The following is a 21232-nucleotide window of genomic DNA, read 5'->3' as shown; positions in this document are numbered from 1 at the left end:
GCGAATTGTGTCCGGAAGGATTGCCGTGAGTTCGACCAGAATGCGTGTTGGGCTGACCTCGCTGATGGTTTTCGGTGTTGTCTCGGGCGTATCCGGCGGCACCGAGATGATGGCGACGGCCGGTGCCGCGCCGGAATCGGCCGCCGACGCCCGCACGGTCACCGTCAACACCGGCAGCTTCGACCTGAATGTCCGATCGGCGCCGTCGGTGACGAGCCAGAAGATCGGCACCGTCGCCAACCATTCGAGGGTGGTCATCACCTGTTATGCCCGCGGCACCGTGTTCGCCGGCGGCCCGTATCAGCTGCGCACGGATGTGTGGAACCGGCTGGACAACGGCGGTTTTGTCACCGACGCAATGCTCGACACCGGCTCCAACGACCCGGTCGTCCCGCCGTGTGCCACCGAATCGTCCCGGCAGACGTCGGCGCGGGCCACCGGGCGTAAGGCGCAGGTGAACCCGGCCAAGGACGGCACCGACGCCTGGGCCGCACTGGAGAAGTGGTTCTTCGTCTCGGGTGAGCAGTTCTACCCGGCGGTCACGGCGACGCCGCACGATCTGGTCGGTTCGGCCAGGTCGGCGGGCTGGACGGTGGTCGACGACCCGCAGCCGCGGGCGATCGTGGTGATCCCGGGCGGAGCGCTCGATGCTCCGCCGGCGGGTCACGTCGCGTGGGTGGATTCGACGTCGAAGCGCTCCGACGGCACGTATCTGACGCTGACCGAAATGGCCGGCCCGGGGCGGGGGCCGGGCACCTGGTCGGCGCGCACCGTCAAGGCCGAGAAAGGGCTGTCATTCGTCCTGCTGCCATGAGCCGGCAGCTAATTTGACAGCAATGTCAATTCGAATGGGTCGACCCCGTTCTCGCCCACTCGGGCGACGCGCCGAGTGGTCTGGTGTGACACGAAGTTTGCTGATCCGTCCGCTGTGATCTGGCGCTCACTTTGCGGCGTCACGCTAAGAATCCGTGATGTGACGGATGGTGCGACCGCGCCCCGGGGGAATTGCCAATGCGCGGTATTTCCAGTTCAGGGCATTACGGTGGGTTGCTGAAACTTGGTCACAAATGTATAACGAATTGTTTTCTAAGCGGTGTCTGAGAGGTTGACGGCACGTCAACGCCGGGGGCCGCACAAGGTTGGTTTTGCTTGTCGGAAGCGTCGCTAAACTCGATCCAGAACGCGCCATCCTCGGCGCATCGCGACTGAATCTAGTGCCGGTGCGGTTATACCGGCGGAGGTGTCGAAGAAATGGCAAGTGTTTCCGTGCGCGCAAATGACGCCGCCGTGAACGAATCCCGGACCGCCTACGCGGGGTCGGTGCAGATCGGGCGGGGCGCCATCGCGGACGTCGCCGCCGACTCCACCACCATCGTCGTGGCCAACCACGGCGACGGCTCGGTCACCGTGGTGCGCCCGGACACCGTCGCCGCCCCGGCCGTGGTCGACGTGGCCGGTGAGCCGACCGCCATCGCACTCGCCGAGGACCGCGCCTACGTGGTCACCGGCACCGCCGAGGTCGACACCGTCGTGGTCGTCGACACCCGGGCCAACGCCGTGCTGGCCAGCTACCCGCTGGCCTTCACGGCCACCGCCGTCGAGGTGAGCCGCGACGGCAAGCGTGCCTACGTCGCGCGCACCGGCAACGACCACGTCGATATCGCCGTCATCGACACCACCGCCGAGCGGGTGGGCACCATCGACATCCCCGCCGGTATCGGCGCCTCCATCGACGGGCTGCGCATCGCCGCGTCCGGGCGGGAGCTGTACGCCGCCGTCACGACCGTCACGGGCAGCCGCCTGCTGATGATCGACACCGAGACCGCCACCGTGCGCAAGTCGCTGTCCATCGGTGCGCCGATCCGCGATCTCGCGCTCACCAAGACCGCCGCCTACGTGCTGACCTCGGACCTGACCGCGCTGGGCGCGATCGTCGTGGTGGACCTGGCCGCCTTCGCCGTCACCGGCACCGTGGCGGCCGGCGCGCTGCCGATCCAGATGGCGCTCTCGGCCGATGGCTCGCGCGCCTATGTGGTGGACTACGACCAGGTGTCGGTGCTGTGCACGGTCACCAACGACGTGCTGGAGACCATCACGGTCGGCTCCCGGCCCACCGCCCTGGCCCTCAGCGGCCAGGGGGACCGGCTCTACGTCGCCGATGTGGACGGCCGGATCACCGCGTTCCGGGTCACCCCGCCGTCGCCGATGTACTCGCCGTTCGAGGCGGTGGCCTTCCCCGAGGCGCGGCAGCTGGAGCCGGTCGGCGTCTAACCGCCCGAGATCGACCGGTTGCAGTCCAATGTCACCGAGATCGACTGACTGATCGTCTGCTGCACCAGCACCCGCTCGTCGGTGCCGGGCCCGACATAGGGCACCCACTGCTTGACGGTGTTCGGGTTGCGGACGTTGGTCACCACGCACTGGCTCAGCGGCAGGGTGCCGGTGCGGTCGATGTTCACCGTGTACCCCTCGGACTGCAGGCGACTGATGGTCTCCTGTGCCGTCTCCTCGGCGGAGGCGGGCCCCGCGGGGACGATGATTGCCGCGGCTGCGGCGGCTGTCCCGACCGTGGCCAGTGCCCATCTCATACGCATCTGTCCATCATGGCGCATGTTGCTGGTTGGCGGTGCAGTCGAGCGACACCGAGATGGACCGGCTGACCACCACCTCGATGTAGTCGTAGTCGTGTTTGCCGTTCCGGCCGTTGTCGACCCTGATCAGCCGGGTCACGGTCTGTGGGTTGCGGACGCTGGTGACGACGCATTGATCCAGCGGGGCGCTGCCGACCCGGTCCACGTTGACGGTGTAGCCCTCGGCCTCCAGCCGGCCGATGGTCTCCTGCGGCGACTGGTCGGCGTGGGCCGGCGGTGCGGCGGTGAGGAGCACGGCCGTCGCGGACAACGCGGCGACGAGTGATGGACGCATGGTGCGCCCCCTGTCGGATCGATGAACACTTGCTGTGAACTACATCGCCGGACCGTGGTGATTCGTTGCAGGTGACGTCCGCGCTGGCGCTACCATCGCGGCGGTGTACTCCACCATGCAGAATTGGCCGCTGACCATCACCGCGATCCTGCGTCACGCCTGCGGCGTCAACGGGGACCGCGTCGTCACCACCGCCACGAGACAGGGCGGAGCCGCAGCGGCGGCGACATCGGGGCTGGGCCATCGCAGCCTCACCTACCGTGACGTCGGCGAACAGGCCGCCAGGCTGGCGCACGCCCTGCGTGGGCTGGGCATCACCGGTGACCAGCGGGTCGCCACGTTCCAGTGGAACAACGCCGAGCACCTGGTCGCGTACCTGGCCGTACCCGCCATGGGCGCCGTGCTGCACACGCTGAACATCCGGTTGGCGCCCGAGCAGATCGCCTACATCGCCAACGAGGCCGAGGATCGGGTGATCATCGCCGACTCCTCGCTGCTGCCCCTGCTGGCGCCGGTGCTGCCGCAGCTGACCACCGTGCACACCGTCATCGTCGTCGGCGACGGGGACACCAGCGCGCTGGCCGGGCCGGCGGTGGTGCGCTACGACGAACTGCTGGCCGGCCAGCCCGCCGAGTTCGACTGGCCCGAGCTCGACGAGAACTCAGCGGCCGCCATGTGCTACACCAGCGGCACCACCGGTAATCCGAAAGGTGTTGTCTACAGCCATCGTTCGAGTTATCTGCACGCGCTGACGGCGTGCACCGCCAACGCGCTGGACGTCAGCTCCGGCGACGTGGTGCTGCCGATCGTGCCGATGTTCCACGCCAACGCGTGGGGACTGCCCTACGCCGCGCTGATGGCCGGCGCCGACCTGGCCATGCCGGACCGGTTCCTGGACGGGGCCTCGCTCATCGAGCTGATCGAATCGCGGCGCCCGACGGTGGCCGGAGCGGTCCCGACCATCTGGAACGACGTCATGCATTGCCTGGAAAAGACTCCCGGCCATGACATTTCGTCGCTGCGCCTGGTTGCCTGCGGTGGCTCGGCGGTGCCGTTGTCGTTGATGCGGACGTTCCAGGAGCGCCACGGCGTCTACATCCAGCAGGCCTGGGGAATGACCGAGACCTCGCCGCTGGCCACCGTCGCCAAGCCCCTGCCCGGGGTGTCCGAGGAGCGGCACTGGCAGATGCGCGCCACCCAGGGCCGGCCGATGTGCGGGGTCGAGGTTCGCATCGTCGATGACGAGGGCAACCGGCTGCCCGACGACGGTAAGGCGGTGGGTGAGCTGGAGGTGCGCGGGCCGTGGATCACCGGGGGTTACTACCTGGGCCGCGACGCCGAGAAGTTCGACAGCGGCTGGCTGCGCACCGGCGATGTCGGCGTGATCGACCCCGATGGTTACGTCACGCTGACCGACCGGGCCAAGGATGTCATCAAATCCGGCGGGGAATGGATCTCGTCGGTGGAACTGGAGAACCACCTGATCGCGCATCCCGCCGTGCTGGAGGCGGCCGTGGTGGGCGTGCCCGACGAGCGCTGGCAGGAACGTCCGCTGGCCGTCGTCGTGCTGGACGAAGGGGCCTCGGCCGAAGCCGCCGAGCTGCGGGAGTTCTTGGCGGACAAGGTGGTCCGGTGGTGGCTGCCCGAGCGGTGGACGTTCATCGAGCAGGTCCCGCGCACCAGCGTCGGCAAGTACGACAAGAAGACCATCCGGGCCCGGCACGCCGAAGGGGTCTACGAGGTCATCATCCTGTGATTTGTGCACGTTCTGTAACGCTGACCATTACAGGACGTGCCTAAATCGCCCCGTTTAGCCGCGGCGCCCGGCGGCTACGCCAGTAGCCATGAGCTCCGATGAACCCCAACTGCCGCTGCCCGACTACGACCAGATGTCCCTCGGTGACCTCCGGCACCGGATCCGTGCCCTGGACCTCGACGAGCTGACCGCCGTGCTCACGCACGAGGCCGGCCACGCCGCCCGGGTGCCCGTGCTAGAGGTGCTCGAAGCCCGGCAGCGCGAACTCGAGGGCGGTGCCGAACCGTCGCCGGGTAACCCGGCGAATGCCCCCCGCGTGCAGGGCGCGGCCGGCGGGTCGCCGGTGCAGGAGTCGACGGCGGCACAAGCCACCAGCCCGCTGCGGCACGGGGTGGCCCAGCAGACCCCGAGCCGCGGCAAGCCCTAACGCTCGGCGCGCTGGTAGGCGGTGACCACCGCCGCACCGCCGAGCCCGATATTGTGCTGCAGCGCCGCGCTGACATTGTCGACCTGGCGCTTGTCCGCGGTGCCGCGCAGCTGCCAGGTCAGCTCGGCGCACTGCGCCAGGCCGGTCGCGCCCAGCGGGTGGCCCTTGGAGATCAGGCCGCCGGACGGGTTGACCACCCACCGTCCGCCGTAGGTGGTGTCGTCGTTGTCGATCAGGGTGGGCGCTTCACCCGGACCGCACAGGCCCAGCGCCTCGTACAGCAGCAGCTCGTTGGCCGAGAAGCAGTCGTGCAGCTCGATCACCTGGAAGTCCGCCGGGCCGAGGCCAGCCTGATCGTAAACCTGTTGGGCTGCCTGCACATTCATGTCGTAGCCGATGACGTTCGCCGCGCTGCCGTCGAACGTGGAGGCGAAATCGGTGGTCATCGCCTGCCCGACGATCTCCACGGCCTGACCGGCCAACCCGTGCGCGTCGACGAAGGCCTCGCCGGCCACGATGGCCGCACCCGACCCGTCGGAGGTGGGGGAGCACTGCAGCTTGGTCAACGGGTCGGAGATCATCTTCGCGGCCAGGATGTCGTCCAGGGTGTACTCGTCCTGGAACTGCGCGTACGGGTTGTTCACCGAATGCTTGTGGTTCTTGTAGCCGATCTTCGCGAAATGCTCTGCGGTGCTGCCGTATTTGCGCATGTGCTCGCGCCCGGCCGCGCCGAACATCCACGGCGCCACCGGAAAACCGAACTCGTCGATCTCGGCCAGCGCCTTGACGTGTCGGCCCAGCGGGGATTCGCGATCCTGCGCCCCGCCACCCAGGGAGCCGGGCTGCATCTTCTCGAAGCCCAGTGCGATGACGCATTCGGCCAGACCGCCCCGAATCGACTGTGCGGCAAGGTAGAGCGCGGTCGAACCGGTGGAACAGTTGTTGTTGACGTTGACGATCGGGATGCCCGTCATGCCCAGCTCGTAGAGGGCCCGCTGGCCCGAGGTGGAGTCACCCGAGCAGTACCCGACGTACCCCTGCTGCACCTCGGTGTAGTCGATGCCGGCGTCGGCCAGCGCCTTGGTGCCGGACTCGCGGGCCATGTCGGGGTAGTCCCAGCCCTCCCGTGCGCCCGGCTTCTCGAACTTCGTCATCCCGACACCGACGACGAAAACACGATTCGGCATGGTGATCCCTTTCGCTTCATTGCGGTCGGGATCGAACATACTTCGCGGGTTTCTCAGGCGAACGCGTCGGTGTACTGCGGGCAGTAGTAGTCGATCGACATGACGACGAAGGCGGCGGCCTGCCGGGTGGTCAGGTCGGTGTGGGCGAGGATGTCCATGCCGATCTCGGTGCCGGTCGCGCCCGCTTTCAGCTCCGAACACACCTGGCGCGCGTTGCCGATGACGTCGGTGGCCGAGTCGTAGGCGATGCCCTCCTTGGCGATCTCGTCGAGGAACGCGCTGTCGGTCTGCGAGGTGATCGCGTTGGCCGTACCGGCCGAGGCCAGTGCGGCCAGGCCCAGCACCAGCCCGGACATCGTGGCGACGAAAGTGGGGCGGGCGACGGTGCTGATCATGGGGTGAACTCCTGGTGCGGTCGGGTCCGGTCGTTCCGGATGACCTCAGGGTCCAACGGCGGTCTTGAAGGATTCTTGGTGGAGCCTTGGCAGCGCTCAGCCGTACGCCAGCCACCACTGGTGCAGCTGTTCCAGGTCGGGTGCCTGGATGTTGCCGATCATCAGGTCGGAGTTCTTGGTCCAGGTGATGTCGGGTCCGTCGGCGTAGGTGCCGCAGGCGATGGAGCCCTCGGCCCGCTGCGCGGAGTCGGTGTAATGCCACGTCGTCGGCGAGTCGATACCGCTGCCCGGGCATTGCAGCAGCTCCGAGTCGCCCTTGATGGCGTCGTCGAAGTGCCCCGACAGCGAGCCCTGGTCGGCGAACAACGAATACCGCGACGCGGCCGGTCCGCCCGGTGAGGTGGCCGGCCCGCAGTCCACGGTGGCCAGGGCTCCGGTGACCGGCGGGTGCACCACCTGGCAGGTGCCGGGCGCGTAATCGCGGGGCAGCATCCCCAGCAGCCGGTTCTCCAGCGTGCCCGGGCTCTCGGGCTCGGTGCTCCCGGCGGGTTCGGTGGTCTCGGTCGGTTCGGCCCGTTCCGTGGTCGACGTGGGTGCCTTCGTCGCCGGTGCCGCCGTGGTGTCGTCGGGTTTGACCAGCCAGAACACCCCGAGCGCGGCGATCACCAGGACGAACACACCGGCGGCGGCCGCGATGGGTACCCAGGTGGTCTTCTTGCGGGGGCCGGGCGCGCTGGGCGGGGGCTGGTTCCAGGTCGGACCACTCGGCGGCGGTGTGTAGAAGCGGCCGGGCGGTGGGCTGCTGGGGTAGGGCGCCGGCGTCGCACCGGGAGGGGCGCCGAACCGCGGCGCGGGCCGGGTGGCGGCCTCACCGCGCGCCACGATGTCGGCCGCCTGTGTCTGGTCCCGCGTGCTCAGCGCCTCGGTCGCAGCGGCGGCCAGCTCACCGGCGGTGGCGAACCGGTCCTCGGGTTTCTTGGCCATCCCGCGGGCGATCACGGCGTCGAATGCGGTGGGAATCCCGGGCCGGATGGTGCTGGGCGCCGGGACCGGGTTCATCAGGTGGGCGGTGATCACCATGCTGACGCTGTCGCCCGGGAACGGCTGCCCACCGGTGAGGCATTCGTGCAGCACGCAGGTCAAGGCGTACACGTCGGCGCGATGGGTCACCGCACCGCTGGTGAACCGTTCCGGGGCCATGTAGGCGTAGGTGCCCACCGCGGTGCCCAGTTCGGTCAGCTTCTCGTCGCTGGCCGCATTGGCGATCCCGAAGTCCACCAGGTAGGCGAAGTCGTCCCGGGTGATCAGGATGTTCTCCGGCTTGACGTCGCGGTGCATGATGCCGCTCTCGTGGGCGGCATCCAGCGCGGAGGCCACCTGGCCGATGATGGCGACGGCGCGCGCCGGCGGCATCGGGCCCGACGCCTTGAGCAGCTTGCGCAGGTCGTGACCGTTGATCATGCGCATGTCGACGTACAGCACGCCGTCGATCTCGCCGTAGTCGTGGATCGGCACCACGTGCGGCTCCTGCAGACGCCCGGCCGAATGCGCTTCGCGCTGCAGCCGTTTGCGGAACACCGGGTCGTGAGAGACGCCTTCGGGCAACAGTTTCAGCGCGACGATGCGGTCCTTGACGGTGTCCTCGGCCTCGTAGACCTCACCCATGCCACCGCGCCCGATGAGCCGCCGCAACCGGTAGGGGCCGAACTGGGTGCCCTCGCGCGAAGTCGGCCCGGTCATGTCTGCCTCGCTCCTCTACGTTCGCAGGCCCAACACCCTAATGGGTGGCCGCAACGCGCACAGCGGAAGCTCAGCCGGGGCGGACGATCTCGAACACGAACTCGTGCTCGCAGATGCGGAACCGGTCGCCGTCGTCGAGCGTGGCGGTGCCGCGGATGCGCTGCCCGCCCACCTCCACACCGTTGGCCGAGCGCAGGTCGGTGATGACGAAACTGGTCCCGGTGTCGATGATGACCGCGTGGTGGCGACTCACATTCGGCTGGTCGAGCACGATGTCGTTGTCCGGCAGCCGGCCGATGCGGGTAGCGGCCGCCACCAGCGGGTGGACCCGCCCGGACAGCGAGCGGATCTGTGCCGCAACCGTCTGCACCCCGACCGCGGTGCGCAGGTCGAGGTTGTTGATCTTGTGCACGGCCGTGGTCCGTGCCGCCTGCCGGACGTTGAGCGGTTCCTGCCGCAAGATCCGCTCGTGCAGCGAACGGACCGTCGGGCTGGGGTCGATACCCAGATCGTCGGCCAACGTCGTCTTGAGGCGCTGGTAGGCATCCAGCGCGTCGGACTGCCGATCGCTGAGGTAGTAGGCCGTGATGAGCTGCGCCCACAACGGCTCGCGGTACGGGTATTCGACAACCAGTGACTCCAGCCCGCCGATGATGGTAAACGCACGGTTACAAGCGATTTCGGCCTCGGCGTGGGCGGTGTGTGCCACCACCTTGTCCTCCACCAGTGCGGTGGCGAAGGGGTCGACGAACTCGAAGTCGCGCAGATCGTCGAGCACCGGGCCGCGCCACTGCGCCAGGGCCGTGGACAGGTGGTTGCTGGCCTGTTCGAACTGCCCGGCCGCGGCGGCCTGCACGCCCGCGCCCTTGGCAGCGATGAACCGGCCGATATCGCAGTTCGCGTCGTCGACGGCCAGCCGGTATCCCGGTGCCGCGCTGGCCAGCACGGCACGACCGTCGGCCCCGGTGCCGGAGATGAGCTTGCGCAGATTGGAGATGTAGGAATGCAGGCTGGCTTTCGGCTCCGGCGGCGGGAACTGCTCCCATGCCGCGGTGACCAGCGCATCGCCGCTGACCGGGCGATTGCGGCTCATCACCAGCAACGCCAGTACGGCCCGCTGCTTCGGGGTCCCCAACGGTAGCGGTCTGCCGTCGACGGTCACCTGCAACGGGCCGAGCACACCGAAGTCCAGGCCGTTGGTCATCACGGGTCATTGTGCCGGGCAGCGCGCCGAAAGGTGGTAGAACGTGTTCTAGTTCTTGCGCTGGGAAGGGAGCGACAATGGCGTTGCGCGTGGTGCAGTGGGCCACCGGAGGGGTGGGTATTGCGGCCATCAAAGGCATCCTCGAACATCCCGAACTCGAGCTCGCCGGGGCGTGGGTGCACAGCGCGGCCAAGAACGGCCGGGATGTCGGGGACATCATCGGCACCGGCCCACTCGGGGTGTTCGCCACCAACAGCGCCGCGGACATCCTCGCGCTGGACGCCGACGCCGTCATCTATGCGCCGCTGCTGCCCGATCCCGACGAGGTGGCCGCGCTGCTGCGGTCGGGGAAGAACGTCGTGACACCGGTCGGTTGGCTGTACCCCAGCGCGAAACAAGCTGCGCCCCTGCGCGAGGCGGCCCTGGCCGGCGGGGTGACGCTGCACGGCACCGGCATCGCCCCCGGCGGATTCAGCGAGAAGTTCCCGCTGTTGTTGTCGGTGCTGTCCACCGGGGTGACTTTTGTTCGGGCCGAGGAGTTCTCCGACCTGCGCACCTACCACGCACCCGACGTGCTGCGGCACGTGATGGGTTTCGGGGACACCCCGGACAAGGCGATGAGCGGGCCCATGCAGAAGATGCTCGACGGCGGTTTCATCCAGGCCGTCCGGATGTGCACCGACAAGCTCGGTTTCCGGGCCGATCCGCGGGTGGTCACCGCCCAGGAGGTCGCGGTCGCCACCGCGCCCATCCCGTCGCCGATCGGCGACATCGCACCAGGCCAGGTCGCCGCCCGCCGGTTCCACTGGGAGGCGCAGGTCGACGGCGAACCCGTCGTGCGGATCACCGTGAATTGGCTGATGGGTGAGGAAAACCTCGATCCCGCATGGACTTTCGGCCCGGAGGGGCAGCGCTACGAAATGGCCGTGCGCGGCAATCCGGACTTCACCGTGGTGGTGCGCGGATTCCAGGGCGAGCCGGGTGACGAGGTGGGCCCCGGTTCGATCGTCGGCTCCGCCGACCACGGTTCGATCGTCGACTCCGCCGACCACGGTTCGATCGTCGGCTCCGCCGAGCCCGGTGTGGTGGGCACCGCGGCGCACTGCGTCAACTCGGTGCCCGCGGTATGCGCCGCGCCGCCGGGCGTCGCCACCTACCTGGACCTGCCGTTCGTCGCGGCCCGAGCCGCGCCGCATCTGAGCTAGGGCTGCACCAGGATTCGGATCGGGTCACCGTCGGCGCGCTCCAGCTTCTCGATGCCCGCGCCGACATCCTCCAGCGGCACGATCTCGCTGATCGACCGGTGCAGGTCCAGCCGGCCCAGCGACACCAGATTGGCCAGGGTCCCGATATCGGCGTTCTGATACCCGAGGTGACCACGCACCTGACGCTTGGTGAGATTGAACAGCGACGTCGGCCCGATCGTCGGGGCGTCGGCGCTCATGCCGACCCCGACCAGCCGCCCGCCCACGGTGAGGGCGCCCAACGCCTGGTCGAACGTCTGCGCCACACCCACGGCGTCGAACGCGACATCCACACCGCGGCCGCCGGTGACATCGATGATCTTGTCGCGCAACGACTCATCGCGCGCGTCGAACGCGTGGTCGGCGCCCAGATCCAGGGCGCGTTGGAGTACCGCGGGTTTGATGTCCACCGCGATGATGGGCGCCGCGCCGACCAACCGGGCCAACTGCACGATATGGGTGCCGATGCCACCCACGCCCCACACCCCGACGGACTCGCCGATACCCACCTGGCCGGTGCGCACGACGGCGCCGAACGGAGTGGACACGGCGTCGGCGAGGATGGCGGCCTGCTCGAGCGGGACGTTGTCGGGGACCCGGGTGAGCCCGAAGGCCTGCGCGACGGTGTACTGCGCCCACGCGCCGTCGTAGGCGAACGCCATCAACCGGATGCGCAGGCAGCTGCTCAGGTCACCGCGCAAGCAGTTCACGCAGCTCAGACAGGGCCGGCCCGCCGCCACCACCACGCGATCACCCTCGGCCCAGCCGGTCACCCCCGGCCCCAGCTTGGCGATGGTGCCCGAAGCCTCGTGCCCCTGGGTCACGACGGGTGCCTGGGCCGGGAAGGTGCCGTTGATCAGGCTCAGGTCCGAATGACAGATACCGCAGAACGCGACCTTGACCAGAACCTCGCCGGGACCCGGCTCGGGTATCGGAACATCCTCGACCGCAATGGTTTTCGAATCCGCATAAAATCGCTGCGCACGCATCGTCGCTGACATGGCGCTCCCTCGGTCGGCCCCGGCTACCATGGCCATCATGGCGCAGCCGCTGGCGGTGGAGCAATCACGGGCGATTCCGGTCCTGCCCGAGGACCTGTTCCGCGACATGGTGCCCATGCCGCTGCCGACATTGTTCCGGCGCTGGTACGGGCCCATCCCGCCGATCAAGGAGACCCGCGACCAGACCGGGGCCTGGGACGCGGTGGGCCAGTCCCGCACCGTCGTCCTCACCGGCGGCGGCAGCATGCGCGAGGAACTGACCTCCTACGATCCGCCCCGGTCCTTCGGCTACCGGCTCACCGATGTCACGGGACCGTTGGCGCCGCTGGTCTCCAGCGTCGACGGCCAGTGGCTGTTCGAACCGGCGGGCACCGGCACCCTGGTGACCTGGCGCTGGACCATCCACCCGCGGTCCGCGCTGACGGCACCGTTGCTGCCGGTGTTCGGCAGGCTGTGGAAAGGCTATGCCGCCCAGTCCCTGGCCGAACTGTCCGACCAGTTGGTCCGCTAGGTTCGAGCGACCGTGAAACGTGGCCTGGTCCTGGCCGGTGGCGGCGTGGCCGGCATCGCCTGGGAGACCGGGGTGCTGGCCGGTATCGCCGACGCCGCCCCGGACACCGCGGCCGCCGTGCTGGCCGCCGACGTGTTGCTGGGCACCTCGGCCGGCTCCGCCGTCGCCGCCCAGGTGAGCAGCGGCACCGCGCTCGCTGACCTCTACGCCCGGCAGATCGCCGAGGAGACGCACGAAATCGCCCCCGGCGTCGACATCGACGAGGTGGCCCAGCTGTTCGTCACCGCGCTCGGCGAATCCGGGAGCACCGAATCCCGGCTGCGCCGGATCGGTGCGATCGCGGTGGCGGCCGAGACCGTGCCCGAGGCGGTGCGCCGTGAGGTGATCGCCCACCGGCTGCCCGCACAGCACTGGCCGGACCGCGACCTGCGGATCACCGCCGTCGACGTGGCCACCGGCGAACTGGCGGTGTTCACACCCACATCGGGGGTCCCGCTGGTCGACGCCGTCGCCGCCAGCTGCGCGGTACCCGGCGCCTGGCCGCCGGTCAGCATCGGGGCGCGCCGCTACATGGACGGCGGGGTGCGTAGCGCGGTGAACACCAGCGCGGCCATGGACTGCGAGGCGGTGCTGGTGCTGGTGCCGGCCGCCCGCAACGCCCCGTCCCCGTTCAGTGGCGGTGTCGCCGACGAGATCGCGGCCTTCCCCGGCGCCTCGATGGCCGTCTTCGCCGACGACGACGCGCTGGTGGCATTCGGGCGCGATCCGCTCGATCCCCGGTGTCGTCGGCCGTCGGCAGAGGCGGGCCGGGCGCATGGGCGCCGGGTCGCGGCGGCCGTGGCCGAATTCCTGTCCCGCTGAATCAGTCCAGCGCGCCGAGTGCGGCCGCGGCCAGCTCCTGGCCGATCTCGATGACCTCGTCGGCGCGGTGGAACTCCAGGCTGCGGCACGCGGTGCGGGGCACCTCGATCAGCAGGTCGGGCGGGTAGGCCGCCAGGGTGTGTCGCGCCAGCGCCGCCTGCGCGATGTCGATGGTCCGATTCATGATCTCGAAGCTGCCCAGCCGCGGTGCCGACGGCAGGCCGGGGGTCTCCTCGAGGGGACCCTCCGGTTCGACGGCGCTGCTGAACCGGCTGAGCACCGACCGCGCGGCCGGCGTGTCCAGCACCCGCTGGGCGGCCGTGGTGTCCAGCAAAGCCGTTGTGCTGCGCCACATTCGGCCCAGGAACTCGGCGGTCGGCCGCGGTTCGGGCTCACCGGGCCGGGTGGCCGGATCCGGTCCGGACAGGCTGATGGCGATGGTCAGGTCGGCGTTGACGGCGGCGATCGGCGCCATCGGCAGCGGGTCCAGGATGCCCCCGTCGGCCAGCAGGCGGCCGTCGACCACGTGCGGGGTGAAGATGCCCGGAATCGCGATGGACGCCCGGATCGCGTCGTCGAGCGGGCCGCGCTGCATCCACACCGATTTACCCGCGATCAGATCGGTGGACACCGCCGTGTACGGGATGGGCAGCCGCTCGATGGTGGCATCGCCGAGGATCTCGCGGACCGCATCCAGAATCTTGCCGGCCCGCAGCACCCCGGGTGAACTGATCGAGGGATCCAGCAGCCGCAGCACCGCCCGTTGGGTCAATGAGCTTGCCCAGACGGCGAATTCGTCGAGCTTGCCCGCGGCGTACAGGCCGCCGACCAGCGCGCCCATCGAGGATCCGGCGATGCCGACGATGTCGTAACCGCGGTCGGTCAACTCGTTGATGACCCCGATGTGCGCGTAACCCCGCGCACCTCCACTGCCGAGGGCAAGGGCGACCCGCATCGGCGGTCAGGATTCCTTCATGATGCGCTGGCTCACCGGCGCCAGCAGCCGGCCGGGCAGCAACCGGGCGCCGGCGGCCAGCACGGTGTTGACGAGCCCGGAGACGACCGTCGGGCCGGATCTGTCCACCGCGGCCAGCGCGGTGTCGACCACCTGCCGGGAGGTCTGCCGGCCGCGGGTCATGAACTGCTTACCGGTGCGCGCGAAGAACTCGGTCTCGGTGGCCCCCGGGCACAGTGCCAGCACCCGGACGCCGGTGCCCTTGGTCTCTTGCCACAGCGCCTCGGTGAACGACAACACGAAAGCCTTCGTCGCACCGTAGACCGCCATGGTCGGGGTGGGCTGGAACGCCGCGGTGGAGGCGACGTTGAGCACCAAGCCGTTGCCCGCCTTGATCATCGGCGGCAGGAACCGGGCGGTCAGATCGACCAGCGTCCCGCAGTTCAGCTGGATCTGGGCGGTCAGGGCCTCGGGGTCCAGTTCGGCGAAGCGGCCGTACGATCCGACGCCGGCATTGTTGATCAGGATGTCGACGTGCCGGCCAAGCTGCTGAATCTGGTCGAACAGCTGTGCGCCCGATCCCGGCACGGACAGGTCGGCGGCGATCACGTCGATGGTGACGCCGGGAGTGCTGCGCAACAGGGTGGCCCGCAGGTCCTCGAGCTTGTCCGCGCGGCGCGCGACCAGCACCAGGTTTGCCCCGAGACCGGACAGTTGGTGCGCGAACTCCTCACCGATCCCGCCGCTGGCGCCGGTGATCAGTGCGGTCCGATTGCGAAAGTCCACGCTTCCATCCTGCCGTATGTCGAGCGCCCCGGTGCGCGGCGTGCTTCTGCTCACCCTGATTCGAAGGGTTCAGCCGCACTCGCCGTTGGCCGCGGCATTGGCCGCCATGATGACACCGGCCTGTTGGGCCGGCGTCAGTTGCGCCCATGGGGTGTTGAAGCTGCCCGGGCCCTTGGCATCGGGGGCCTGCAGGGTCTTGAGGTACGCCTCGACGAGGGTGCGCGGTTCGGCGTGCTGCTCGTCGAGCCACAGCTTGGCGGCGTGACAGGCCTGTCCGTACTGGGATTCGGTGGCGTCGGAGGGGACGTCGACGGCGGTGGTGACACCGCCGGGGGAGACCGCGACGGCGCCCTCCGGCAGCGGCTTCTCCTGCGGCAGCGGGGGCGGCTCCGAGATCGGCGTTGCAGAGGTCGGGCTCGATGCGGTCGGTGTCTCGGGGTGCGACGAACAACCGGCGAGGACGGTTACCGCGGCCGCCATCACCAGGATCGGGTAGCTGCGCATGCACCCCAATCTATGCAACACTCGCGGTCGTGACGGAGGGGACCGGTTTCCGAGGCTGTTGTCGCGCTCGTTGAGAGCGCCAACGCCCGCTATCCGTTCGTCGTTTCTGGAGTCACCCATGGTTTCCGCCCCTGCTTCTGCGCCCATTTCCCCGCCCGCGGTGTCCGCGCCCACCCGGCTGCGGCTGCCCGACCTGCTCAACGCCACCGACCGCTGCGCCGACGACGTGCTGTCCGGCCGGTACGACCGGTTGCTGCGCGCCGGCGGTCCGCCCACCGACGAACGCTGGTACAGCCGTCTCTACGGCGATGACGAGCTCGACATCTGGCTGATCAGCTGGGTCCCGGACCGGTCCACCGAATTGCACGATCACGGTGGGTCACTGGGCGCGCTGACGGTGGTGTCGGGCGCCCTCACCGAGACCCGCTGGAACGGCGAGGCGCTCAAACGCCGTCGGCTGCGCGCCGGTGATCAGGCGGCGTTCCCGCTGGGCTGGGTGCATGACGTGGTGTGGGCGCCCTCTGCGGCGGGCAGGAGCGTAGCGACCGGGGGATCGGTTTCGGCGGGTAGGAGCGTAGCGACCGGGGGATCGGTTTCGGCGGGCAGGAGCGTAGCGACCGGGGGATCGGTTGGAGTGCCCGCTGCCCCGATCACGCTGAGCGTGCACGCCTACTCACCACCACTGACCGCGATGTCCTATTACGAGGTCACCGACCGGCAGACATTGCGGCGCAACCGGACGCAGCTGACCGACGCACCGGAGGGATGACATGAGCCGTATCGACGATGTGCTGGCCGCCGCCCGGTCGCGGCTGCGCCGGTTGGAAGCCCACGAGGTGCCGGCGGCGCTGGAACGCGGTGCGCTGCTGGTCGACATCCGGCCGGCCGCCCAGCGTGCCGCCGAGGGTGAGGTGCCGGGCGCCCTGCTGATCGAGCGCAATGTCCTGGAGTGGCGGGCCGACCCGACCAGCGACGCCCGGCTGCCGCAGGCCACCGACGACGACGTCGAATGGGTGATCCTGTGCTCGGAGGGCTACACCTCCAGCCTGGCGGCCGCCGCCCTGCAGGACCTGGGCCTGCACCGGGCCACGGATGTGGTGGGCGGCTATCACGCCCTCGCCCCGGTGCTAGGTGCCGGCGCTCGGGTGTAGCAGCGGGCGCAGCGCGTCGGTCTTGGCCGGGGTCCAGCCCGGTGGCTGCAGCACGGCCGCCCAGGCGTTGGCGACGTCGCGCACGTAGACGTGGCCGTGGCCGTCCGGCACGTCGACGGCCACCGCCATGTCGGCCGACACCTGCAGGAACGTCACCACCGGGATCCATTCCATGCGCGGCGAAACGTCATAGCCCCGTGGCTCTTTCAGCCAATCGGGTTTGGCGAACAGCAGATCCGGGTTCCACCACGCGATGGGGTCGGAGGCGTGCTGCAGGTAGACCACCCGCGGCGTCGACCACGGATCGGCGGGCCGGTTCAGGTTGTCGGGCCGCGCCACGAACCTCGCGTTCTCGCCCTTGTCGTAGATCGGCAGCCACTGCGGGGACCCCGCATCGCGATTGATGGTCAGGTCGGTCCAGATGGTGTTGTTGAACGTGGGTCCGGAGAACAGCGCGCCGTCGGTGCGGGCGACCAGGTTGTTCAGGGCCAGGAAGGGCGCCTCACCGCCGAAGGAGCCCAGGCTCTCCCCGAACACCACCAGCTTGGGCCGCCTGTTCTCGGGCAGTTCGCGCACCATCGCGTCGACCTGTTCGAACAGCGCCTGGCCGGCCTGACGGGCGTTCTCCTTGTCCACCAGGAACGAAATCCAGCTGGGCAGGAACGAGTACTGCATGGACACGATGGCGGTGTCGCCGTTGTACATGTACTCCAGCGCCGACGCCTCGGCCTCGTTGATCCAACCCGTGCCGGTGGTGGTGGCCACGGCGATGACCTTGCGGTTCAGCCCGCCGGCGCGCCGCAGCTCCTCGGCGGCCAGCTTGGCGATCGCCTTGATGCCCTCGGCTGAGTTCAGCCCGGCGTAGGCCCGGATCGGTTCGACGGCGTTGGCGCCGTTGAACTTCGACAGATCTTGCACCGACGGGCCGCCGGAGACGAAGATCCGGCCCTGGTGGCCCAGTGACTCCCAGCTGACCAGCGATTGTGGCCCGCCCGAACGCAAAGGTGTTGTGGGAGCGGGATTTTCGGGATCGGTCTCGTTGTTGACCGACTCGAAGGTGTTGTTGATGGTGGACATCGCGAAGCGCACGACCACACCGTTGAGCAGTGCGATACCCAGCGCCAGCAGCAGCGCCACCGCGACCGTCGCCGACACCCGCGGCGGCGCGACCCGCTCCAGCTGGCGGACCAGGAAGTGCACCAATCTGTCGACCAGCTGGCCGATTTCGACGAACGCGAACAGGAAGACGATGGACAGCACCGCCGTGAGCGGGTGGTCCCAGAAGGTCAGGCGCGGCACACCGAACAGATCACGGACGTCGTCCTGCCACACGTGGAACCACACGATGGCCGCGATCTGGCCGGCGATTCCGACCACGATGAGCACCGTCCACGCCCATTTGGGGGCTGGCGGGCTGGTGTCCTTGGAGCGCATGAACCGCACCAGCCACACCGCGAAGACGCCCAGCAGGTAACCGATCGCACCCGCGGCGCCGCTGACCAGTCCCTGGAACAGCGGGCCGCGCGGCAGCAGCGACGGCGTCATCGACAGCCAGATGAACAGCAAACCCACGGCGGTGCCGAAGAAGGTGTAGTGGCGAATCCACCAGGCCCGCTTGGGCGCCGGGAGTGTATCCGGTTGTTCCGGTGCTTCGGTCTCGGCGGCGGTGCTCACCGCTCGACTTTAACGATGCGTGAAGTTCGGCGCGCGCTTCTCGGTGAACGCGTTCATGCCCTCGGTCTGGTCGTCGGTGGCGAAGGCCGAATGGAACAGCCGGCGCTCGTAGAGCAGACCCTCGGCCAGGGTGGACTCGAAGGCCCGGTTGACCGCCTCCTTGGCCATCCGCGCGGCCGACAACGACATCCCGGCGATGGTGGCGGCAACGGCGTTGGCCTCTTCCAGCAGGCTGTCGGCGGGCACCACCCGGGACACCAGGCCGCTGCGTTCGGCCTCGGCGGCGTCGATGGTGCGGCCGGTCAGGATCAGGTCCATGGCCTTGGCCTTGCCGATGGCCCGGGTCAGCCGCTGGCTGCCGCCCATGCCGGGCAGCACGCCGAGCTTGATCTCGGGCTGACCGAACTTGGCGGTGTCGGCGGCGATCAGCAGGTCGCACATCATGGCCAGTTCGCAGCCGCCGCCCAGGGCATAGCCGGCGACGGCGGCGATGGTGGGGGTGCGGGTGGCGGCGAACGTGCCCCACAACGCGAAGAAGTCCTGGCTGAACACCTCGGCGAAGGACAGGTCGGCCATCTCCTTGATATCGGCGCCGGCGGCGAAGGCCTTCTCGCTGCCGGTGACGATGATGGCGCCGATGCCCGGGTCGGCGTCGAATTCGGCTGCGGCCGAGGTGACCTCGTGCATCACTTGACTGTTGAGTGCGTTGAGCGCCTTGGGCCGGTTCAGCGTGATGGTGCCGACACGACCGTCGCGGGTCACCAGGATGGTCTCGTGGTCAGTCATCGGGTCTCCTTATGAGAAGGTGAGATCGGGGTCGGCGGAGGCGAAATAGGCGTCGACGGCCGCATCATCGCAGAGTTCCAGCGCGGCGGGCGACCACTGCGGGTTGCGGTCCTTGTCCACCAGCTGGGCGCGGATGCCTTCGACGAAATCGTGCGATTTCACCGAGGCCACCGAGACCCGGAACTCCTGCACCAGCACCTCTTCCAGGCTGTGCAGGTGGGCCGCACGACGCACCGCGGTGAGGGTGACGGCCAGGGCGATGGGGGACCGGGTGGCGATCAGGTCGGCCGCGGCCCTGGCCGCCGGGTCGTCGTGGCCGCGCAGGTCGGTGAGGATGTCGGCAACGGTGTCCCCGGCGTAACAGGCGTCGATCCAATCCCGCTGAGCGGCAAGGTCACTGGCCGGTGGTTCCTCGGCGTAGGACCGCAGGGCATCGTCGTGCCCGTCGGTGACGACGGCCTCGGCGAAGTCGGCAAGCCGGTCATGCGGGACATAGTGGTCGGCGAAACCCATCGCGATGGCGTCCGCACCGGTGAACGGGGCGCCGGTCAGGGCGGCGTGCAGGCCCAGCCGGCCGGGGGCTCGGGACAGCAGATAGGTGCCACCGACGTCGGGGATGAAGCCGATGCCGACCTCGGGCATGCCCATCTTGGTCTTCTCGGTGACGACGCGGACGTTGCCGTGCGCGCCAACCCCGACACCGCCGCCCATCACGATGCCGTCCATCAGGGACACATACGGTTTCGGGTAGCGGCCGATATGGGCGTTGAGCAGGTATTCGTCCCACCAGAACTTTCGCGCCGCCGCCCCGCCTTGCCGGGCGGAGTGATACAGGGCGACGACGTCGCCACCGGCGCACAGGCCGCGCTCGCCGGCCCCGGTGAGCAGGACGGTCGTGACGGAATCGTCGTGTTCCCACGCGTCGAGGGCCTGTGCGATGCCGGCGACCATGACGTCGTTGAGCGAGTTGATCGCTTTGGGCCGGTTCAGCGTCAGGATCCCGACGCCGTTGCGGACACTTACTAGGATGTCCTCGTTTTCGGTCACGGATTGCAATCTAGTTCGTCGCCCCGGCGGGTCTGGCGACGGGTAGGGTTTGACCAAGATCAACCTGGACGTTTCCTGAGAGTCTTTCTCAGGGATTGTGGATTTCTCGGGAACCTGGACAGGGCGGTTGTTCGTTGAGTAGGTGTTCGCAGAAGCCGGACACCAAGCACAGGAGAGGACCTACGGTGCGCGAGAGCAGCAACCCGGTATTCCGTTCCCTGCCTAAGGGGCAGGGCGGATACGCGCAATTCGGTACCGGAGCCGCAAGCTTCGGTGCGCAGCAGGTACACGCGGATCCCTACGTCACGCCGTACCCGGATCAGCAGCGCGGTGTTTCGCGGCCGCTGACCATCGACGACGTGGTCACCAAGACCGGTATCACCCTGGCGGTGCTGTCGGCCGTCGCCGTCGTCTCGTACTTCCTGGTGGCCGGCAACCTGGCCCTGGCCATGCCGTTCGCCCTCGTCGGCAGCCTCGGCGGCCTGGTGCTGGTCCTGATCGCCACCTTCGGCCGCAAGCAGGACAACCCCGGCATCGTGCTGACCTACGCCGCACTCGAGGGTCTGTTCCTCGGCGCCTTCTCGTTCATCGTGGCCAACCTGACCGTCTCCGGCGTCAGCGCGGGCGCGCTGATCAGCCAGGCCATCCTGGGCACCATCGGTGTGTTCGTCGGCATGCTCGTCGTCTACAAGACCGGCGCCATCCGCGTCACCCCGAAGTTCACCCGGATGATCATCGCCGGCCTGTTCGGCGTCGTGGCCCTGATGCTGGGCAACCTGGTGCTCTCGCTGTTCGGTGTCGGCGGCGGTGCGGGCCTGGGCCTGCGCAGCGGTGGCACCATCGCGATCATCTTCTCACTGGTCTGCATCGCGCTGGCGGCGTTCAGCTTCCTGATCGACTTCGACGCCGCCGACCAGATGATCCGCGCCGGTGCGCCGGAGAAGGCGGCCTGGGGCATCGCGCTCGGCCTGACCGTCACGCTGGTTTGGCTGTACGTCGAGATCCTGCGCCTGTTGAGTTACTTCAACAACGACTAGCTCCATTGCGAGAGAGGGCGCCCACCGGTGGTGGGCGCCCT

The 21232-nt window shown here is 68.9% G+C and carries 23 protein-coding genes; 10 read left to right on the top strand and 13 right to left on the bottom strand.

Going from position 1 to position 21232, the window contains the following annotated elements:
- Positions 1 to 25: 25 nt before the first annotated feature.
- Positions 26 to 814, top strand: a complete 789-nt coding sequence (locus tag AWB94_RS25500) for an amidase (RefSeq protein ID WP_234811881.1) — start codon at positions 26 to 28, stop codon at positions 812 to 814.
- Positions 815 to 1287: 473 nt separating this feature from the next.
- On the top strand, positions 1288 to 2271 hold the full coding sequence (locus AWB94_RS25495; RefSeq protein ID WP_234811880.1) for an MmpL3/TtfA transport complex stabilizer: 984 nt from the start codon (positions 1288 to 1290) through the stop codon (positions 2269 to 2271).
- Here the strand turns inward: AWB94_RS25495 and AWB94_RS25490 are convergent.
- Together AWB94_RS25490 and AWB94_RS25485 are read right to left on the bottom strand one after the other, a co-directional pair.
- Entirely contained in the window at positions 2268 to 2594 is a 327-nt protein-coding gene (locus tag AWB94_RS25490; protein WP_062658360.1) for a hypothetical protein, read from the bottom strand. The genes AWB94_RS25495 and AWB94_RS25490 overlap by 4 nt on opposite strands.
- A 7-nt stretch (positions 2595 to 2601) precedes the next feature.
- Positions 2602 to 2925, bottom strand: a complete 324-nt coding sequence (locus AWB94_RS25485; RefSeq protein WP_062658323.1) for a hypothetical protein — start codon at positions 2923 to 2925, stop codon at positions 2602 to 2604.
- A gap of 103 nt (positions 2926 to 3028) precedes the next feature.
- Here AWB94_RS25485 and AWB94_RS25480 point away from each other — a divergent pair, with 103 nt between their 5' ends.
- Entirely contained in the window at positions 3029 to 4681 is a 1653-nt protein-coding gene (locus AWB94_RS25480; protein WP_062658322.1) for a fatty acid--CoA ligase, read from the top strand.
- An 88-nt stretch (positions 4682 to 4769) separates the two neighbouring features.
- Complete coding sequence (locus AWB94_RS25475) at positions 4770 to 5108, top strand: DUF8129 domain-containing protein (protein WP_036397050.1); 339 nt, start codon at positions 4770 to 4772, stop codon at positions 5106 to 5108.
- On the opposite strand, the gene AWB94_RS25470 is transcribed toward AWB94_RS25475, so the two are convergent.
- From AWB94_RS25470 to AWB94_RS25455, 4 genes are all read right to left on the bottom strand, one after another.
- A complete protein-coding gene (locus AWB94_RS25470; protein ID WP_062658359.1) occupies positions 5105 to 6295 on the bottom strand; it encodes a lipid-transfer protein in 1191 nt (396 codons plus the stop codon). The two genes, AWB94_RS25475 and AWB94_RS25470, sit on opposite strands and share 4 nt — an antisense overlap.
- Positions 6296 to 6348: 53 nt before the next feature.
- On the bottom strand, positions 6349 to 6690 hold the full coding sequence (locus tag AWB94_RS25465; protein WP_062658321.1) for a DUF732 domain-containing protein: 342 nt from the start codon (positions 6688 to 6690) through the stop codon (positions 6349 to 6351).
- Between the two features lie 96 nt (positions 6691 to 6786).
- Positions 6787 to 8430: a serine/threonine-protein kinase gene (locus AWB94_RS25460; RefSeq protein ID WP_062658320.1), complete on the bottom strand. Its 1644-nt coding sequence runs from the start codon at positions 8428 to 8430 to the stop codon at positions 6787 to 6789.
- A gap of 70 nt (positions 8431 to 8500) precedes the next feature.
- Entirely contained in the window at positions 8501 to 9634 is a 1134-nt protein-coding gene (locus AWB94_RS25455; RefSeq protein ID WP_062658319.1) for a BTAD domain-containing putative transcriptional regulator, read from the bottom strand.
- 77 nt (positions 9635 to 9711) lie between these two features.
- Between AWB94_RS25455 and AWB94_RS25450 the strand changes: the two genes are divergently transcribed.
- Positions 9712 to 10839 (top strand): NAD(P)H-dependent amine dehydrogenase family protein, encoded by a 1128-nt coding sequence (locus tag AWB94_RS25450; RefSeq protein WP_062658318.1) that lies wholly within the window; start codon positions 9712 to 9714, stop codon positions 10837 to 10839.
- On the opposite strand, the gene AWB94_RS25445 is transcribed toward AWB94_RS25450, so the two are convergent.
- Positions 10836 to 11879: a zinc-binding dehydrogenase gene (locus tag AWB94_RS25445; RefSeq protein WP_062658317.1), complete on the bottom strand. Its 1044-nt coding sequence runs from the start codon at positions 11877 to 11879 to the stop codon at positions 10836 to 10838. The two genes, AWB94_RS25450 and AWB94_RS25445, sit on opposite strands and share 4 nt — an antisense overlap.
- A gap of 37 nt (positions 11880 to 11916) precedes the next feature.
- On the opposite strand from AWB94_RS25445, the gene AWB94_RS25440 reads away from it, so the two are divergent.
- A complete protein-coding gene (locus AWB94_RS25440) occupies positions 11917 to 12390 on the top strand; it encodes an SRPBCC family protein (protein WP_062658358.1) in 474 nt (157 codons plus the stop codon).
- 12 nt (positions 12391 to 12402) lie between these two features.
- Positions 12403 to 13251, top strand: coding sequence for a patatin-like phospholipase family protein (locus AWB94_RS25435; protein WP_062658316.1), 849 nt, complete (start codon positions 12403 to 12405; stop codon positions 13249 to 13251).
- Between the two features lies 1 nt (position 13252).
- On the opposite strand, the gene AWB94_RS25430 is transcribed toward AWB94_RS25435, so the two are convergent.
- The 3 genes from AWB94_RS25430 to AWB94_RS25420 all read right to left on the bottom strand — a co-directional run bounded on the left by AWB94_RS25430 (position 13253) and on the right by AWB94_RS25420 (position 15496).
- Entirely contained in the window at positions 13253 to 14206 is a 954-nt protein-coding gene (locus tag AWB94_RS25430) for a patatin-like phospholipase family protein (protein ID WP_062658315.1), read from the bottom strand.
- 6 nt (positions 14207 to 14212) lie between these two features.
- A complete protein-coding gene (locus AWB94_RS25425; RefSeq protein WP_062658314.1) occupies positions 14213 to 14992 on the bottom strand; it encodes an SDR family NAD(P)-dependent oxidoreductase in 780 nt (259 codons plus the stop codon).
- 69 nt (positions 14993 to 15061) lie between these two features.
- The gene (locus AWB94_RS25420; RefSeq protein WP_062658313.1) at positions 15062 to 15496 is read right to left on the bottom strand and encodes a lipoprotein LpqV; all 435 of its coding nucleotides are present in this window, start codon (positions 15494 to 15496) and stop codon (positions 15062 to 15064) included.
- Between the two features lie 118 nt (positions 15497 to 15614).
- On the opposite strand from AWB94_RS25420, the gene AWB94_RS25415 reads away from it, so the two are divergent.
- On the top strand, positions 15615 to 16265 hold the full coding sequence (locus AWB94_RS25415) for a cupin domain-containing protein (RefSeq protein WP_062658312.1): 651 nt from the start codon (positions 15615 to 15617) through the stop codon (positions 16263 to 16265).
- A gap of 1 nt (position 16266) precedes the next feature.
- The gene (locus AWB94_RS25410) at positions 16267 to 16647 is read left to right on the top strand and encodes a rhodanese-like domain-containing protein (protein ID WP_062658311.1); all 381 of its coding nucleotides are present in this window, start codon (positions 16267 to 16269) and stop codon (positions 16645 to 16647) included.
- On the opposite strand, the gene AWB94_RS25405 is transcribed toward AWB94_RS25410, so the two are convergent.
- The 3 genes from AWB94_RS25405 to AWB94_RS25395 are packed head-to-tail and all read right to left on the bottom strand — an operon-like array spanning position 16624 to position 20154.
- Positions 16624 to 18321: an alpha/beta hydrolase gene (locus AWB94_RS25405; protein WP_062658310.1), complete on the bottom strand. Its 1698-nt coding sequence runs from the start codon at positions 18319 to 18321 to the stop codon at positions 16624 to 16626. The two genes, AWB94_RS25410 and AWB94_RS25405, sit on opposite strands and share 24 nt — an antisense overlap.
- 9 nt (positions 18322 to 18330) lie before the next feature.
- Positions 18331 to 19107 (bottom strand): enoyl-CoA hydratase, encoded by a 777-nt coding sequence (locus AWB94_RS25400; protein WP_062658309.1) that lies wholly within the window; start codon positions 19105 to 19107, stop codon positions 18331 to 18333.
- A 9-nt stretch (positions 19108 to 19116) separates the two neighbouring features.
- Entirely contained in the window at positions 19117 to 20154 is a 1038-nt protein-coding gene (locus AWB94_RS25395; protein WP_062658308.1) for an enoyl-CoA hydratase/isomerase family protein, read from the bottom strand.
- A 185-nt stretch (positions 20155 to 20339) separates the two neighbouring features.
- Between AWB94_RS25395 and AWB94_RS25390 the strand changes: the two genes are divergently transcribed.
- Positions 20340 to 21191, top strand: a complete 852-nt coding sequence (locus tag AWB94_RS25390) for a Bax inhibitor-1/YccA family protein (RefSeq protein ID WP_062658307.1) — start codon at positions 20340 to 20342, stop codon at positions 21189 to 21191.
- Positions 21192 to 21232 lie beyond the last annotated feature (41 nt).

The organism is Mycolicibacterium canariasense (genome assembly GCF_002101555.1).
Lineage (GTDB): Bacteria > Actinomycetota > Actinomycetes > Mycobacteriales > Mycobacteriaceae > Mycobacterium > Mycobacterium canariasense.
This window is presented reverse-complemented; position numbering and strand designations above follow the sequence as displayed.